The sequence below is a fragment of the Sphingomonas sp. Leaf357 genome, assembly GCF_001423845.1.
In the GTDB taxonomy this organism is placed as follows: Bacteria; Pseudomonadota; Alphaproteobacteria; order Sphingomonadales; family Sphingomonadaceae; genus Sphingomonas.
In genome coordinates this window covers 425,848-442,541 of sequence record NZ_LMPM01000001.1, presented here as the reverse complement: position 1 = coordinate 442,541, position 16,694 = coordinate 425,848, and the positions used below count along the sequence as shown (strand labels likewise).

Annotated in this window: 14 protein-coding genes and 1 tRNA gene; 6 read left to right on the top strand and 9 right to left on the bottom strand. The window is 69.0% G+C overall.

What is annotated here, in order from left to right; all coding sequences use genetic code 11:
* Positions 1-41 precede the first annotated feature (41 nt).
* Positions 42-2,342: an FtsK/SpoIIIE family DNA translocase gene (locus tag ASG11_RS02050; RefSeq protein WP_055774519.1), complete on the bottom strand. Its 2,301-nt coding sequence runs from the start codon at positions 2,340-2,342 to the stop codon at positions 42-44.
* A gap of 132 nt (positions 2,343-2,474) precedes the next feature.
* Between ASG11_RS02050 and ASG11_RS02045 the strand changes: the two genes are divergently transcribed.
* A complete protein-coding gene (locus ASG11_RS02045) occupies positions 2,475-3,692 on the top strand; it encodes a UbiH/UbiF/VisC/COQ6 family ubiquinone biosynthesis hydroxylase (protein WP_055774518.1) in 1,218 nt (405 codons plus the stop codon).
* An 8-nt stretch (positions 3,693-3,700) separates the two neighbouring features.
* On the opposite strand, the gene ASG11_RS02040 is transcribed toward ASG11_RS02045, so the two are convergent.
* From ASG11_RS02040 to ASG11_RS02030, 3 genes are read right to left on the bottom strand one after another with little or no spacing between them, the layout of a single operon-like run.
* Positions 3,701-4,105: a hypothetical protein gene (locus ASG11_RS02040; RefSeq protein WP_055774515.1), complete on the bottom strand. Its 405-nt coding sequence runs from the start codon at positions 4,103-4,105 to the stop codon at positions 3,701-3,703.
* On the bottom strand, positions 4,102-4,743 hold the full coding sequence (locus ASG11_RS02035) for an LON peptidase substrate-binding domain-containing protein (RefSeq protein WP_055774511.1): 642 nt from the start codon (positions 4,741-4,743) through the stop codon (positions 4,102-4,104). Before ASG11_RS02035 ends, ASG11_RS02040 begins: the two co-directional genes overlap by 4 nt.
* A complete protein-coding gene (locus ASG11_RS02030; RefSeq protein WP_055774508.1) occupies positions 4,740-5,636 on the bottom strand; it encodes a tetratricopeptide repeat protein in 897 nt (298 codons plus the stop codon). Before ASG11_RS02030 ends, ASG11_RS02035 begins: the two co-directional genes overlap by 4 nt.
* 182 nt (positions 5,637-5,818) lie before the next feature.
* Between ASG11_RS02030 and ASG11_RS02025 the strand changes: the two genes are divergently transcribed.
* Positions 5,819-5,893: transfer RNA gene (locus tag ASG11_RS02025), tRNA-Gly, on the top strand.
* A gap of 149 nt (positions 5,894-6,042) precedes the next feature.
* Here the strand turns inward: ASG11_RS02025 and ASG11_RS02020 are convergent.
* Positions 6,043-8,655 carry a chemotaxis protein CheW gene (locus ASG11_RS02020; RefSeq protein ID WP_156363615.1) on the bottom strand — a complete coding sequence of 871 codons (2,613 nt, stop codon included), beginning with the start codon at positions 8,653-8,655 and terminating at the stop codon, positions 6,043-6,045.
* Between the two features lie 186 nt (positions 8,656-8,841).
* On the opposite strand from ASG11_RS02020, the gene ASG11_RS02015 reads away from it, so the two are divergent.
* Positions 8,842-9,639 carry a DUF72 domain-containing protein gene (locus ASG11_RS02015; protein WP_055774499.1) on the top strand — a complete coding sequence of 266 codons (798 nt, stop codon included), beginning with the start codon at positions 8,842-8,844 and terminating at the stop codon, positions 9,637-9,639.
* Between the two features lie 48 nt (positions 9,640-9,687).
* Here the strand turns inward: ASG11_RS02015 and ASG11_RS02010 are convergent, their stop codons facing one another.
* Genes ASG11_RS02010 through hemC form a run of 3 tightly spaced genes read right to left on the bottom strand, consistent with a single transcriptional unit; the run spans position 9,688 to position 12,200 of the window.
* Positions 9,688-10,563, bottom strand: coding sequence for a hypothetical protein (locus tag ASG11_RS02010; protein WP_055774496.1), 876 nt, complete (start codon positions 10,561-10,563; stop codon positions 9,688-9,690).
* A gap of 31 nt (positions 10,564-10,594) precedes the next feature.
* Positions 10,595-11,257, bottom strand: a complete 663-nt coding sequence (locus ASG11_RS02005; protein WP_055774493.1) for a uroporphyrinogen-III synthase — start codon at positions 11,255-11,257, stop codon at positions 10,595-10,597.
* A gap of 25 nt (positions 11,258-11,282) precedes the next feature.
* Positions 11,283-12,200 carry a hydroxymethylbilane synthase gene (gene hemC, locus ASG11_RS02000; protein ID WP_055774490.1) on the bottom strand — a complete coding sequence of 306 codons (918 nt, stop codon included), beginning with the start codon at positions 12,198-12,200 and terminating at the stop codon, positions 11,283-11,285.
* 64 nt (positions 12,201-12,264) lie between these two features.
* Here hemC and tsaD point away from each other — a divergent pair, with 64 nt between their 5' ends.
* Genes tsaD through ASG11_RS01985 form a run of 3 tightly spaced genes read left to right on the top strand, consistent with a single transcriptional unit; the run spans position 12,265 to position 14,812 of the window.
* Entirely contained in the window at positions 12,265-13,296 is a 1,032-nt protein-coding gene (gene tsaD / locus ASG11_RS01995; RefSeq protein WP_055774486.1) for a tRNA (adenosine(37)-N6)-threonylcarbamoyltransferase complex transferase subunit TsaD, read from the top strand.
* 8 nt (positions 13,297-13,304) lie between these two features.
* Entirely contained in the window at positions 13,305-14,279 is a 975-nt protein-coding gene (locus ASG11_RS01990) for an NAD(P)H-dependent glycerol-3-phosphate dehydrogenase (RefSeq protein WP_055780068.1), read from the top strand.
* Positions 14,276-14,812 carry a DUF1697 domain-containing protein gene (locus tag ASG11_RS01985; RefSeq protein ID WP_055774483.1) on the top strand — a complete coding sequence of 179 codons (537 nt, stop codon included), beginning with the start codon at positions 14,276-14,278 and terminating at the stop codon, positions 14,810-14,812. Before ASG11_RS01990 ends, ASG11_RS01985 begins: the two co-directional genes overlap by 4 nt.
* Here the strand turns inward: ASG11_RS01985 and ASG11_RS01980 are convergent.
* A complete protein-coding gene (locus ASG11_RS01980) occupies positions 14,809-16,674 on the bottom strand; it encodes an AsmA family protein (protein ID WP_236697350.1) in 1,866 nt (621 codons plus the stop codon). The genes ASG11_RS01985 and ASG11_RS01980 overlap by 4 nt on opposite strands.
* Positions 16,675-16,694 lie beyond the last annotated feature (20 nt).

Here is a 16,694-nt window from a genome sequence, read left to right as displayed (position 1 = left end):
TATCAATGGGCGGCGTTGAACCCGCTCTGAACCGTCCGCGCCTAAAGCGGGTTCCCGTCGCGATCGCGGAGCACCTCGCGACGGCCTACATGGTCGGGTCGCCCCACGATGCCATCCTTTTCCATCCTCTCGATCAACCGGGCGGCGCTGTTGTAGCCGACGCGGAGCTGGCGCTGGAGCCAGCTGGTCGACGCCTTCTGGCTTTCGACCACCAGCTGGATCGCGCTGCGATATTGCTGGTCCTCGGCCGAATCCTCGCCATCGGGCGCGCCGTCGAGCGCGAAGCCGTCCTCCGGCTCCTCGGTGACCGACTGGATGTAATCCGGCTTGCCCTGGCTGCGCCAATGATCGGCGACGGCACGCACCTCGTCATCGGACACGAACGGGCCGTGCACGCGCACCGTGCCCTTGCCGCCCGGCATGTACAGCATGTCGCCCTTGCCCAGCAGCTGTTCGGCACCCTGTTCGCCCAGGATGGTGCGCGAATCGATCTTGCTGGTAACGTGGAAGCTGATGCGCGTCGGCAAATTCGCCTTGATCACGCCGGTGATGACGTCGACCGAGGGGCGCTGGGTCGCCATGATCAGGTGGATGCCGGCCGCGCGCGCCTTCTGCGCCAGGCGCTGGATCAGGAATTCCACCTCCTTGCCCGCGGTCATCATCAGGTCGGCGAGTTCGTCGACGATCACCACGATCTGCGGCAGCACCTGGAAATCGAGCGTCTCTTCCTCGTAGATAGGTTGGCGCGTGTCGGGATCGTATCCGGTCTGCACCTTGCGCCCCAACGGCTGGCCCTTCGCCTTGGCCGCGCGCACCTTGTCGTTGAAGCTGGCCAGGCTGCGTACGCCGACCGAGGACATCTGGCGATAGCGGTCCTCCATCTGCTCGACCGCCCATTTCAGCGCGCGCACCGATTTGGCCGGATCGGTGACGACCGGCGACAACAGGTGCGGGATATCGTCGTACATGCTCAGTTCGAGCATCTTGGGATCGATCATGATCATGCGGCACTGGTCCGGCGTCAGCCGGTAGAGCAGAGACAGGATCATGCAGTTCAGGCCGACCGACTTGCCCGAGCCCGTCGTACCGGCGACGAGCAGGTGCGGCATCGGTGCCAGATCGGCGATCACCGGATCGCCGGCGATGTTCTTGCCCAGCACCAATGGCAGCGAGGCGGACTGATCCTCGAACGTCTGCGATGCGATCAGTTCGTGCAGGCCCACCGTCTCGCGCCGGGCGTTGGGCAGTTCGATGCCGATCACGGTACGCCCCGGGATCGTCGCGACGCGCGCGGAAATGGCGCTCATGTTGCGCGCGATATCGTCGGCCAGTTGGATCACGCGACTCGCCTTGATGCCGCTGGCCGGTTCCAGTTCGTACATCGTGACGACCGGGCCGGGCCGCACCTCGACGATCGAACCCTTTACGTGGAAATCGTCCAGCACCGATTCGAGCAGGCGGGCATTGCGTTCCAGCGACGCCTTGTCGATCGCCGTGCCGGGCGCGGGCGGGGCGGGCACCAGCAGGTCGATCGAAGGCAGACGATAATTGTTGTCGCGCAGGTCGAGGCGTTCTTGGGTTGCTTTTGGCTTTGCGACGGAGGGTGGGACGTTTCGGTCGGCGATCACCGGGCCGGGCCGGGCATCGGGCGTCGCCACCGCGCGTGGCACCGGCATGGCCTTGCGCGCGGGTTCGGCGACGAATGCCTCGCGTTCGTCGGTCAGGCGGGGCGCGGCACGAAATTTGGGCAGGCTCGGCAGGCGCGGCGCGGTCAACGCGACCTGCAGGCTGCGCGCCCAGACGACGACCCCGATCACCCCGGCGAGCAACCCGATTCCGCGTCCGGCCCACAGCATCGCCACCGGTTCGCCGATGAAGCCGATCGCCCAGCGCAGGCCATCGGCCAGGCCCAGGCCCAGCACACCGCCCCATCCGGCGGGCAGCGTCAGCACCGAGGACGCGGCGAAGAACGAGACCGCCGTGCCGATCAGCACCGCGCCCAGCGCGCCGCCGCCCAGCATGCGCAGCCAGCGCCCGGCCGGCTCGTCGCGCCACAGCCGGAGCGCGACGATCGGCGCGACCGGCACCAGCAGCAGCACCGTCCAGCCGAACATCGTCAGCGCCAGATCGGCGAACCACGCGCCCGGCAGCCCGAGCAAATTCTCCGCCGGCCCGCCCGATGCGGTGTTGAGCGAGGGATCGCCCGAATGGTAGCTGGCGAGTGCGGTGACCATCAGGAGCGTCGCGGCGAACAGCGCGAGCGCGCCGAGCAGCGCGCTGCTGCGCACCGCCCCCGCCTTCACCGTCTCGCGCCACAGCGCTGGTCGAGCCCGGCTCGCCATGATGTTCGTCCCCACTCTGTCCGCTGTTCGTTCCCGAAATCATCCGCTTTCGGGAGTCCGACGTCAAGATGGAGCATGCCGGCGTGCGGCCGCGCATTGGCAGCGGCGGCGCACGGCTCTAGGGTCTGGCCCATGGAAAAAGCAGATGTCATCATTCTCGGCGGCGGACTGGTCGGCAGCGCGCTGGCCGTGGCGCTGGATGCGCATGGGCTGAGCGCGATCGTCGTCGATATCGCCGATCCGGAGGTGATTCTCGCCGCCGGCTTCGACGGCCGAGCGTCGGCGATCGCCAGCGCGCCGTACCGCATGCTGGGCGCGATCGGCGTGCTCGATCGACTCGGCGACGCTGGCTGCCCGATCGCGGGGATCCGGGTCAGCGACGGGCTGGAACCCGGCGCGCTCGATTTCGAACCGACGGCCGACGACGGCGCGCTCGGCCATATGTTCGAGAATCGCCTGTTGCGGGGCGCGTTGTACGCGGCGGCACAGGCCGCGCCGCGGGTCGATCTGCGCATGAAGACGCGCGCCATCGCGGTCGAACGCGGCGACCATGGCGTCACGGCGACGCTCGATTCGGGCGCGACGATCTCCGCGCCGCTGCTGATCGCGGCGGAGGGTCGCAACTCGCCGACCCGCGATTCGGCCGGCATCCGCACCGCGCGCTGGAGCTACGATCACGCCGCGATCGTCACCTCGCTGCACCACGAACACAGCCACGAGAACGTCGCGTTCGAAATCTTCTATCCGCAGGGCCCGTTCGCGATCCTGCCGTTGAACGACGATGCGGCGGGCCACCGCTCGGCGATCGTGTGGTCGGTATCGCGCGCCGAGGCGCCGGGCATGCTGAAACTGTCCGAACGCGGTTTTCTTGCCGAGGCGGAGAAGAAAATGGGCGGCTTTCTCGGCAAGCTCGGGCCGCTCGGCGGGCGATCGAGCTATCCGCTCGGGTTCCATCACGCGGCGCAGATCGTGTCGAACCGGCTGGCCCTCGTGGGGGATGCCGCGCATGGCATTCATCCGATCGCGGGACAGGGCGTCAATGTCGGGTTCCGCGACGTGGCGACGTTGGTCGAGGTGCTGGTGGAGGGCAAGCGGCTCGGCCTGGATCTCGGCGATCCCGCATTGCTGGCGCGCTACCAGCGCTGGCGCAGCCTCGACACGCTGATGGTGTCGATCGCCACCGACGGCCTGCAACGCCTGTTCGGCATCCCCGGCAGAACCGCCAACGCTGCGCGCCGCTTCGGCCTATCGGCGGTGCAGAAACTGCCCGCGCTCAAGGACCGTTTCATGGCCGAAGCGCGCGGCGAGAGCGGCGAGGTGCCGAAATTGCTGCAGGGGATGATGGTGTGACGTCGAACCTAGCGAACGGTCTCTGCGATTTCGCTTTCTATGGACGCGGCATGACCCACTTGCCGGAACATGATGAACGTTCCTGACCAAATGCCGGGAATGTCCCAAATTCCGGCTATCTCGGTGCCGTCACCTTTGACCGATCCGCTATAGGCGACGGTATAATCCGCCCTGCTGGCATCATCGTAACATTTAACGAAATGTACATTGTCGCCGTCATGCCGGCCTTCCAGCCAAGCGTGAAACGTGGTCGATACATTCGGCAGATCGTCACCGGGTTCGATCGTCTCTCCGACAATTATGCCGCCGGCGTCCTGCAGCGTCGCATCGAACGCGGTCGACGGGGAACCGTCCGGATAGTTGAAAATGCCGCTCCAAGACCCCGTGAGGTTATCGGAAGCGGCGTCGTTCACTGCAGCGTCACCGATTCCTCGCCGTCGTGCCGGCCGAAGAATTGCATCAGCTGGATGATCAGTTCCGCCCGGTCCTCGATCGCGGGCGCCTCCAGCAATGCCTGTTTCGCGGCGACGTCGAACGGTGCGATCTGGGCGATGCCGTTGACCAAAGCCTCGTCGTCGAGCCGGTTCACCGCTTCCCAATCGACCGCATAGCCCTGCGCGTCGGCGAAGCGGCGCGACTCCATTTCGAGCGAGGAGCGGCGTGAGAGCGACAGCACCTCGTCATCCGCGACGATCGGCAGCAATTCCGCCTCGACCTGACGAAAGGCCGTGGTGACGTCCAGCTCGCGCAGGATGCGGAACAGCGACAAGCCTTCGAGCACGAGATTGTAGCGCCCGTCCTCCAGCGCCTCGAACTCGGCGATCTTGCCGACGCAGCCGATGTCGAACAAGGGCGGCGGCTCGTTCGGGGCATAGGCACCGGGGCGCGGCTGGATCATGCCGATGCGACGATCGCGCGCCATCGCGTCGCTCATCATCGCGCGATATCTGGGCTCGAAGATATGCAGCGGCAGGTGCATGCCCGGAAACAGCAACGCGCCGGGCAGCGGGAAGACCGACAGGCGCGTGATGCTGTTCACGGGCGCGCTCATCCGAACAGGATCGCGGAGAGCTTGCGACGTTGCGCGGACACCCATGGGTCTTCGAGGCCGACGACCTCGAACAGCTTGAGCAATTGCGCGCGGGCGGCGCCCTCGTTCCAGTCGCGATCGGCGGCGACGATCGCGAGCAGGGATTCGGCGGCGGCGTCGCGGTCGCCCGCCGCCATCTGGCCGCCGGCGAGTTCGAAGCGCTTGGCATGATCGTCCGGATGCGCGGCGACCTCGGCGGCGAGGCCGGACAGGTCGTCGACCGGCCTGGCATCGCGCGCCAGAGCAAGCGCGGTCCGCGCGCGCTCCAGCTCGGGCGACTTGGCGGCCTCCTCGTCCAACGCGGCGAGATGCGCATCGGCCTCGTCGAGTTGTCCCGCCGCCACCAAGGCGCGGACGAAGCCGGAATGCACCGCGGGATGCGCCGGCGCGATATCGGCGACCTGACGGAAAATCTCGATCGCGCGATCGGCATCGCCTTCGGCCAGCACCTGTTCGCCCATCGCGATCAGCGGCTCGATCTCGGCTTCCAAGTCCGCCGCCGGGCTGGGTACCGGCAGCTTGGCGAGAATCTGGTCGAGCATCGTCTTCAGCTGCGATTCGGTGCGCGCCGGGGTCAGGTCGGCGACCAACTGCCCCTGGAACATCGCATAGACGGTGGGGATCGACTTGATCTGGAACTGGCTGGCGATGAACTGATTCTTGTCGGTATCGACCTTGGCCAGGATCACGCCCTTGTCGGCATAATCCGCGGCGACCTTTTCCAGCACCGGGGTCAGCGCCTTGCACGGGCCGCACCATTCGGCCCAGAAATCGATGACGACCAGATTTTCCATCGACGGCTCGACGACGTCGCGCCGGAAATCCTCGACCGCTTCGCGTTCCGCCGCACTCAATCCCAGGGTGGCCAAGACAGACTCCGTTTTTGCTTGAACGCCTTATGTGGGGCGTCGGCGCGGCAAGCCAACCCTTTTCGCACGAATGCGCCTTGCGGTGCGAACGGGGCTTGCCGGGGTGATATGTCGCTGCTAAAGGCCCCGCTCCCCGCCCGGTGTCACCACCGCGGCACGGCGCCAGAGCGGGCGTAGCTCAGGGGTAGAGCACAACCTTGCCAAGGTTGGGGTCGAGGGTTCGAATCCCTTCGCCCGCTCCAGTTTTCCGAACGATGTCAGCAGGATATCGTGCAGCGCCGGTGCTATCCCCGCCCGACCGCAGCGCGGACCACGCTCCGCCGCTCCCGACCGATCGGCCATCTCGCACGTCGCATGCGACGAAGGCGGTGCCACGCGCGAAGCGCGGCGGCTACGATCCGGCCGGCGATGGCGCGCTCGTGGGGAACAGCAGGGCGCGCGCCAGCGCCTCGGCGTCGAGCAGCATGATCATCTCGCCGCCGCCGGCCGCCGGCCTGACGACGCCGGTCACGATCTGCCGGTCGTCGCCGATTCCCGGCCGGGCGATGCGATCGGCATCGACATCCATGATGTCGTCCAGCACGTCGACCGCAAGGCCGATCAACCGTCCGTCATCGCCGCGAAACACGATCACCGGCCGGGGCAGGGCGTCCGCCCCCAGCGGCGGCAGGCCCAGATAGCCGCGCGCATCCAGCACCACGATGCCCTTGCCGCGATAGGTCGCGTATCCGGCGACCGCCGCGGCCGTGTTGGGCGCGGGCAGGACATGATCGGGCAGGATCGCCTCGACCGCATCGTCGCGATCGAAGGCCAGCCGCTTGTCGCCGATCACGAACGTCGCCACCTCGCGGCGCGCGATCGCCCGCCGATGTCCCGGCCGATCCGCCGGCGAGACCGGGGATACGGGGGCCTGCCAGCCGGCGTCCGACACCGCGTCGTCGGCACCCAGATGAAGCAGCGACACGGCGAACACCGTGTTGCGATACGCATCGTCCGGGCCCTTATATTCGCGATAGCCGATACTGGCGCAGACCCCGGCGGCGAACAGCGCGCCGTCGATCGCCAGCACGCGCGATACCGGTCGGCCCGCGCCGGCCTGGGCCTGGGCGAACAGGTCCGGCGGCAGGTCGAGCGGCGTGCCGACGACATCGGTGGCCGCCGCGCTGGCGATGATCCGGCGCTGGCCATCGACGAACAGCGTGCGGCTGCCCGCGATGCTCCGCCCGGCGGTATCGCTCAGCCCCGCATCCGCCAGCATCGCGCGAAACTGCGGCTCGGCATCGAACACGATCGCGATCCCGCCGGCCACGACGCTCGGATCGTGCGCCAGCAGCACCGGCGCGCCGTAGATATAGGTGGGGCGATTCCCGTAGAGCGCGCTCGAATCGAAATCGGACACGGCATAGAAAGCGGTCTCGGGCTTCGCGGTGAAGCGGCGCACCAGATCGGGCGGCAGCATCGTGCCGATCAGCGCCCCGTCTCCGGCCGCGGACACCGCCTGGATCGTGCCGTCACGGTCGAACAGAATCAGATTGGTGTAGACCGTGTAGAGGTCGTTGATCCGGGCGAGGATACCGGCCAGTTCCGCGCGGTCGGCCGCCGTGATCGCCGGGTGCGCCAAAATCTCGCGGAACCGGGTGGTCAGCGCCCACCAGCGACAGTCGTTGGCGCGTTCGTAGAGGTTGCGGTCCATCAACTCGATGGCCAGCGCGGCGGCGAAGCCGCAATTGGCGACCAGCGATCCGATCGCGGTGCGATTGAGCGCGCCGACCGCGCCGGCGAACACCTGCCGCGTTCGGCTGCCCGCGGCGCTGATCTCGGACAGCAGGGTCCGGCGCGACGAGGCATCGTCGGTCGCGGGATCGGCGGCGTCGCTGCCGCGCGGCATCGCCAGCTTGCCGTTCCACACGGTGCGGTTCAATTCCGCCTGGATCGCGTCGGCGCGACCCGGGATCTGGCGGACGGCGTCGGAGAACAGGTGCGCGTTGCGCGTGATCGCGCGGTAATGCCGGTCGTCCAGATCCAGCGCGGCACCGTCCTCCGCCTCGAACGCGACCTCGATCGGGATCAGCGCGCAGCCGTGCCAGCCCGGCCCGATATATTTCTGGTATCCCTTGGTCGCGCGCGCCACCGCGATGTATCGCCGGCCGGCGTGACGGATGAAGGCGTAATCGTGCGCCGGATCGACCGCGAGGCGGCTGCCGATCGGCAGCTGCACGACATCGCTGCACGCGAGCACCGATCCCCGGGCGTCCAGCAACGCCAGCACGATCCAGTCGTCGGGCGCCAGCAGCTTGGCGAAGATGCCGTCCAGTTCGTCGGCGAAGCGGAACAGCAGGCCCAGCACGCCCAGCGTTGCCGCGCCCGGCATATCGGATGCGACGATCCGGCAGGCATAGCTTAACGCCGGCGCGCCGCCGGGGACGAGGTCGGACGGCGCGAAGGTCTCGACATAGGCGTCGTGCGTGTCCAGCGCGCGGCCCACCCAGGCGTCGTGGCACGTTTCGGGCAACGCCGCGCCGCCCGCCTGCGCGCGGACCGTCCCGTCGGGATCGAGGACGACGATATTCTCGTAGACCGAATATTTCCGCTGATACTCGATCAGCCGCGCGCGGATCCGCTCCGGCGACGGTGCGCCCCCGGCTCCCGTCAGGAACCGCCGCAGGTCGTCGTCGGTGGCGAGGAAGCCGATATCGGCGGTCCGTTCGAACAGGTTGCGGACGACGATATCGATCGTCACCTGTGCCTTCGCCCCCAGCGCGACGAGCAATTTGCTCAGGCTCTCGTCGGCCAGCGCGCCGATCAGCGCCGAATTGAGCAACCTGAAATCGGTCCTGGTCTTGTCGACCTCCGTCCCCGTCCGGACGACCCGGCTGAGCACGTCGAGCAGGTCCCATTGCTGGCTGAGGACCAACAGCGCCTCGCGCGTCTCCGCGATCAGCGCCATGTGCGGCAGGACGCCGTACAGATGATCGGGCACGTTCATTCCGCGATAGGTCGCCACGTCTTCGTCTCCGGGATGCCTCATTATAGGAGGGATCCGCCCCGGCCCCGAACGCGACGAGGCAAAAACCTTCGCCGGATCGCAGCGCCCGCCGACCGCGCGATTCCGGCACTTCGCAGGTTGAGTGGCCCTGGCGCGGCGCGGACGATTTTGCCGCACCGCCCATTCCCCCGCTATATCGCCCGGATGACACATGCATCGATTCGCGTCGGCATCGGCGGCTGGACCTACGAACCGTGGCGCGGCACCTTCTTTCCCGAAGGCCTGGTCCACAAACGCGAACTGGAATTCGCCAGTCGCGCGATGACCGCGATCGAGGTCAACGGCACCTATTACAGCCGCCAGAAGCCGGCGACCTTCGCCAGCTGGGCCAAGACCGCGCCCGACGGGTTCGTGTTCGCGCTGAAGGCGTCGCGATTCTGCACCAACCGCAAGGTGCTGGCCGAGGCGGGCGAATCGATCGGCAAGTTCGTCGGGCAGGGGATCACCGAACTGGGCGACAAGCTCGGCCCGATCCTGTGGCAGTTCATGGCGACCAAGACGTTCGATGCGGACGATTTCGGCGCGTTCCTGAAACTGCTGCCGGAAAAGCAGGACGGCGTCGCGCTGCGCCACGCGGTGCATGTGCGGCACGAATCGTTCGCGGTGCCGGAATTCGCCGCGCTGGCGCGGGCGGCGGGGGTGGCGATCGTCTTCGCCGATTCGGCCGACTATCCCGCGCTGGCCGACGTGACCGGCGATTTCGTGTACGCCCGGCTGGAGAATGCGCAGGAGGCGGTGGCGACCGGCTATACCGATGCCGAACTCGATCGCTGGACCCAGGTGGCGCGCGACTGGGCGGCGGGTGGAGCGCCCGAGGGGCTGCCTTATGCCGATCCCGCCAAGCCCGCCAAACGGGCGCGCGACACGTTCATTTTCTTCATCAACGGGGCCAAGGTGCGGGCACCGGCCGGGGCCATGGCGATGATCGCGCGGTTGAAATAGCTTCCCGGCCCAGTTTCACGCGACGGCGCGAACCGATCTTGCGTCCGATCAGGCCGCCGGGGCGTCCGTGCCGGGGATGTCGGTCGGGTTGGTCTGGCCGGTGATCGCCGCCGCCTCAATCGTGTCGAGCGCCTGGCGCGCGCCGATGTAGCGGCGCGCCGCCGCGGTCCAGCGCACCGCCTGCGGCGCGCCGGGCATGCGCGCGACCTCGGCCAGTGCCGCCTCGACCTTGTTGGTCTCCAGCATCTGCTTTGCGCGCGCCAGGCGATCGACCGGCAGCGGGGAGGGCGTGTCGGCGCGGTGGATGACGACCAGATTGCCGAGTTCGCGGCGCAGGCTGTGCAGCCAGCCGTTGCTCGCCTGCCCGGTGACCAGTTCGGTGCCGATCCCGTCCAGCCCGGCGCGCAGCTCGGCGATCGTCACCGGCTCGCGCGCCGCCTGCAGGATCGCGGCGACGGCGTGCGGCTGCGTCGTGCCAAACCGGGTGCGCAGCTGATCCTCGATATAGCCCAGTCGCAACCCGCGATCGAGCGCGCGGCGCGCGGCGAAGGCGACCATCATCCCTTCCGCGCGCGTGGCATAGCCCGAGGCGGCCTGAGCATCGCCGCTCACCCGCGCGGTGCGCTGTTCGAGATCGGCGAGCCGGCCGGCGAGTTCGCCCTCGCGCTTCGACAATTCGTTCAGGTCGATCACCGGCGCGGCTGCCGCGGGCGCTCCGGCGGCGGGCACCACGACCACCGGCAACTGCCCTTTGACGGTGGCCACCGGCGCGGCGGTCTCGGTCGGGAACCAGACGCTCCAATAATGCATCGCCACCGCCATCGCGGCGAGCCCGAGGAAGAACGCCGAGGCGGCGACGATCGCCGGCCAGCGCACGCGGGGCTTGGCCGGGGCCACCAATGGGGTCGGCGTGAAATCACTCATGACGGCCTTATCCCTGCGTCTGCCGGGCCGGTCAATCGGCGAGCGCGGCGGCGGCGGCGATCAGGGCGTCGTCGGTCGGCACCGCGGCACTGACGGCGCGGTCCCATCCCCCTTCTGCGGCGGCGAGGATCGCCGGGCTGAGCGCGGCGATGCGATGGGCGGCGCGGTCCCCGACCAGCCCGGCAAAGGCGCGCGCGGCGCGGACCGAATGGAGCAGCGCCACCTGATGTCGCAGACGGACGATCCGCTCGGGCCGGATCGGCAGAGCGAGGCTGGCATAGACCGCGATCGCCGCCGTCACGATGCCACCGGTCGCCACCATCCGATCGCGTCCGCCGAGATAAAGTGCGCGCGAAACGCCGTGCGTTTCGGCCTGGGCGAGAAGGGTCGCGGCGTCCGCCGCGCCGATGGCGACGACGCGAAAGCCCGCTTTTCTCGCCGCCGCGGCCGTGACGGCGCCGACGGCGAAGACCGGCAACGCGCGCAAGGCGGCCAGCCCGACCCCGCCATGCCGCAACGCATTCGCGCTGGTCAGGATCAGCGCGTCGTGCGCTTGCGCGTCGGGCGGCGTCCAGGCCAGCGGCGCGACCTCGAACAGCGGCAGAGACATCGCGCGCATCTCGAGCGCTTCGATCCGCGCGACGGTGGCGGCGTTGCCCGGCTCCGGCCGCAGCACCGCCAGCGCCCGGTTCATCTCACCGGCCTCATGCCGCGAACGCTCATGCCGCGAACAATGCCCGGACCGCCGGCGGCGCACGGTCGAGCAGATCGCGCGCGACTTGCTCGGCCAATCCGTCCGCCTCGATCGGCCCGTGCGCCTCGCCCGCCACGAACAGGCCGCCATCCTCGGCCAGCAGTTCCGCGCGCAACGTCAGCACATCCCCCGCGATCGTCGCGAGCGCGGCGACCGGCGAATGGCAATCCGCCTGCAACGCCGCCAGCAAGGCGCGCTCGACGAGCACGCAGGTGCGCGTCGGCGGATTGTCGATCGCCCCGATCACGTCGCGCGCCCGCGCATCGTCGGCGCGAGTCTCGATCCCCACCGCGCCCTGCGCCGGGGCCGGCAGCATCGTAGCGATCGGGATCGCCACGCCGATATCGTGCCGCCCGAGCCGGTCCAGCCCGGCAGCGGCAAGTAATGTCGCATCCACCTCGCCCGCCGCCAGCTTGGTCAGCCGCGTGTCGACATTGCCGCGAAACAGCACGATCTCCAGATCGGGCCGGGCGCGCAGCAATTGCGCGCTGCGCCGGGGCGAACTGGTGCCGACCACGCCGTTCGGGCGGATCGCGGCGAGGCTCTGCGCGCCGATCAGCCGATCGCGCACGTCGGCCCGCGGCAGCATCGCCCGGATCGCGATGGCCGAAGGGCGCAGCGTCTCGACATCCTTCATCGAATGCACCGCGCAATCGATCTCGCCGTCCAAAAGTGCGCGATCGAGTTCCTTGGTCCACAGCGCCTTGCCGCCGATCTCGGCCAGCGCGCGATCCTGCACCCGGTCCCCGGTGGTGCGGATCGGCACGATCTCGACCGCGCCGTCGCTCCAATTGTGCGCGGCGTAGAGCGCATCACGCACCATGCCCGCCTGGGTGAGCGCGAGCGGCGATCCGCGGGTGCCGAGACGAAAGGGCTGGGTCATCGCAAACCGGCTAGAAGAAGCACGGCCCTTCGACAAGCTCGGGGCGAGCGGTTAAGGACGGGACATGCTGATCCTCGGCCTGGAATCTTCCTGCGATGAAACCGCCGCCGCGCTCGTCACCGGCGACCGGCGCATCCTCGCGCACCGCCTCGCCGGGCAGGAGGCGGAGCATCGCCCGTTCGGCGGGGTCGTGCCGGAAATCGCCGCGCGCGCACATGTCGAGGCGCTGATGCCGCTGATCGAGGGCGCGCTGTCCGATGCCGGGGTGACGTTGCGGGAGGTCGATGCGATCGCCGCGACAGCCGGGCCGGGGCTGATCGGCGGCGTGATGGTCGGTCTCGTCACCGGCAAGGCGCTGGCGCATGCGGCCGGCAAACCGCTGATCGCGGTCAACCATCTGGAAGGCCATGCGCTGTCGCCGCGCCTGACCGATCCCGATCTGGACTTCCCCTATCTGCTGCTGCTCGTGTCGGGCGGGCATTGCCAGTTGCTGCTGGTCGAAGGGGTGGCGCGCTATCGCCGCCTCGCCACGACGATCGACGATGCGGCGGGCGAGGCGTTCGACAAGACCGCCAAGCTGCTCGGCCTCGGCTTTCCCGGCGGCCCGGCGGTGGAGCGCGCGGCGGCGGTGGGCGATGCTCATGCCGTGCCGTTGCCACGACCGCTCAAGGGGTCGGCCGAGCCGCATTTCTCCTTCGCGGGGTTGAAAAGCGCCGTGTCGCGCGCGGCCGATTCGAAGCAATACAGCGCGGAGGACATCGCGGCCTCGTTCCAGCAGGCGGTGGTCGACTGCCTGATCGACCGCACCCGGCGCGGCCTCGATCGCGCGGACGGCGCGACGGCTTTGGTCGTGGCCGGCGGAGTCGCGGCCAATCAGGCGGTGCGCGGCGCTTTGCAGCGGCTGGCGACGGAGAACGGCCTGCGCTTCGTCGCGCCGCCTTTGTGGCTGTGTACCGACAATGCCGCGATGATCGCCTGGGCCGGGGCGGAACGCTTCGCCGCCGGCCTCACCGATCCGCTCGACGTGGCCGCCCGCCCGCGCTGGCCGCTCGATCCGGCAGCGGAAGCGGTGCGCGGCGCGGGAGTGAAAGCGTGATCGGCGATATAACTGGCGTGGTTGGCGGAGGCGCTTGGGGCACCGCGCTCGCTCAGGTGATAGCCTCGGGCGGTCAGGAGGTGCGGCTATGGGCGCGGGAGCCGGAAGTCGTCGATGCCATCAACGCCACTCGGAAGAACACCATCTTTCTTCCTGGCATCACGCTTTCGCCACTGATCCATGCAACGTCCGATATAACCTGGGTCGGCGAGGCTCATACCGTGCTGGTGGTCACGCCGGCACAACACACCCGAAGCGTGCTCGCCGATTTGCCGAACCACGGTCAACCGCTCGTGCTTTGCTCCAAGGGTATCGAAAGCGGCAGTTTGAAATTTCTGCATGAAGTTGCAGCGGAGGCCAACGCCGGATCGCCGATTGCAGTACTTTCGGGCCCCACTTTTGCGCATGAGGTAGCGAAGGGGTTGCCGACAGCGGTAACTCTCGCCGCAGAAGATATGGAGCTAGCGCATCGATTGGCGAAGCTGTTCGCGCGACCGGCCTTCCGCACCTATGCCTCCGCCGATGTCGTCGGTGCGGAGATTGGCGGGGCGGTGAAGAACGTGCTGGCGATCGCCTGCGGCGTGGTCGAGGGCGCGGGGCTGGGGCAGAACGCGCGCGCCGCGCTGATCGCGCGCGGTTTCGCCGAGATGACTCGCTTCGGCCTCGCGCGCGGGGCGCGGGCGGAGACCTTGGCCGGCCTGTCGGGCCTCGGCGATCTGGTGCTCACCTGTTCCTCGACCAGCTCGCGCAACTTCTCGCTCGGCGTCTGGCTCGGCCAAGGCCGGGCGGCGGCCGAACTGATGGCCGATCGCCGCACCGTCGCCGAGGGTGCCTTCACCGCACCGGTCCTGCGCGAGGCGGCGCGCGAGGCCGGCGTCGACATGCCGGTCAGCGAGGCGGTCTGCGCCCTGCTCGAGGGGGCGAACGTGCGCGACGTGGTCGGCGCGCTGCTCGCCCGCCCGCTGACGCGCGAGGCGGAGTGAAACGCTGGGCGGCGTTGTTGCGCGGGGTCAATCTCGGCGGGCGCAAGCTGTTGATGGCCGATCTGAAGCGCATTGCCGAGGGGCTGGGCTTCATCCGAGTCGAAACCTTGCTCGCCTCCGGCAACGTCGTGTTCGACGCCACGCAGGCCGGGCCGGAAATCGAAGCGATGCTGGAGGCTGCGCTCGCGACGCACGGCCTGAAGACCGATGTCGTCGTGCGCGATCTCGCCGATCTGCGTGCGGTGATCGCCGCCAACCCGCACGTCGCGGCGGTGCTCGATCACCCCAGCCATGTGCTGGTCACGTTTCACCGCGAACCGTTTCCGACCGATCGCCTTTCCCGCTTGGCCGAAGTGTATGACGGGGCCGAACGCCTCCACGCGTTCGGCCGCGAACTCTATACCGACTATCTCGGCCAGCAGCAGATGCGCGAAACGAGGCTGTTGCAGGGCATGAACAAGGCGAAATTCCCCAAGGTCGCCACCGCGCGCAACTGGAACACCGTGATCAAGCTGGCGGACATGCTCGGCTAATTGCCCAGCGCCCGCGCCGACAGCGCCGCGCAGTTCGCATCCCCGGCGATCGGCCCCTGCCTGCCGGTAATCGCGCGGCCGATTGCCTTCAGGATGTTGCCGGCGGATTTGGTCTCCTGCGGAATGACGATCGAAGGCGCGCGGATCGTGCCGCCCAAGGTCACCGATCCGGGCAGGCGCAGCACGCTGTCCTTCTTGGGCGCACCGGTCAGGCGGATCGCCAGCGCCTCGGACGGGAAGGATACGGTGCCGGCCCCGTGCGAACCGCTGGCGCTGGTGTCGATCACCAGCGGATCGACCCGCCCGACGCCGCCGCGCAGATCGAGCCGGAGCGCCGCGCAGCGCAGGGTGGCGCGGCTTCCCTTGCCGGCGGTCAGCGCGCGCCCGGCGTCGAAGCCGATCAGGGCGGCGATCTTCTCGGGCAGCGATCCGTCATGCGCGATCAGCCCGATCCGGCCGTTCGACCGCCCCACCACCTCGCGGATCGTGCTGCCCGTGCCGGTGAGGCGGGCGCGCCCCTCGACCCGCCCGTCGATCGCGTCAGCCCCACCGGCGAGCGCGGCGACCGTGCCGTTCCTCAGCGCCAGATCGATCGTGACCAAAGGCTCGGGCGTGCCGCCATGCTGATCGACCCGCACCGATCCCGAGATGGTACCGGTCTTCAGCCCGACCTGGAGCGGAGCGAGGATCAGCACCTGGTGGTCGAGCGCTATCCGGCCCTTGAGCCAGGTCAGCGACGACGGTTTCGCGTCGTCGACGATGCGCCGGGCGGTCACGCTCAGCACCCCGTCGGTGCGGGTGATCTTGCCGAGGTTGATCCGCGTCGTCGGCACCAGCTTCGGGCCGATCCGTCGTTCCAGCGCGCGGCCCCTGGCCAGCCCCTCGTCCGAGGAGAGATCGTCGAAATCCAGCGTGCCGAACACGACATCGCCGTCCAGCTTGGTCCGCCCGTCGCGCTTCCGGACGGTCAGTCGTCCGGACAGGTCGGATCGCCCGATCGTGCCCTTCAGCGTGTCGATCGTCCAATCGGGCGCGTCGCGGCGGACATGCGCGGTCAGCCGCACCGGCTGCGTGCCGAACAGTCCCGCCTCGACGATCGCGTCGATCATCCTGAGGTCGTCGGCGCGGGCGGCGATGTCGATCGTCATCCGGTGCGTGTCGAGCGGCGCCGCCATCGTGCCGCGCACCTGCATGCCGAGCGCCGGCCCGTCGAGGATCGCGCGGAATGGCCATCGCTTGCCGCCCGCCCCCTCGATCGCCGCGCCGCTCAGTGCGATCCGCACCGGGCTGCCGCGCACCTTGCCGCTGCCCGACACGCGCAGACCGTATACCGAATCGGCGGTGAGCGCGGCGGTGAAGCTGCGGTCGGCCTTGGCGTCGGCATAGCTGATCATGCTGTCGGCGATGGTCAGGCCGGTAAGGTCCGGCCCCGATCCGCCGCCCGGCCCCTCGCTGTCCGAGCGCCAATTCTCGCGCTTGTCGGCGGTGCGCACCAGGGCGAGGCGCATGCCGCTGACCCCGATCGTCTCCGGGCTGAAGCGACCGAGCAGCAGCGGCAAGGCCCGGAACCGCATGTCGACCCGCGCGATCCGCGCGAGATCGCCGCTGCCCGCCCAGCCCGGCTGCGGCACGCGGACATCGCGGATCGCGATCGTCGGGGTGAAGGACAGGCGGTCCAGCCGGTCGATCGATCCGATCGTCACGGTCCGGCCGAACCGTTCGCTCAACCGCGCCTCGATCGTGGATTTCAGCAGTCCCCAGGGAAAGGCGGCGAGCAGGATCAGCAGCAGGCCAGCCAGCACGGCGATGCCACCGGCGGCCCGATGGAGCCGTCGGTCGGCGAGGAACGTGCGGATGGTCACGCACCGCTTGACGCGCACGG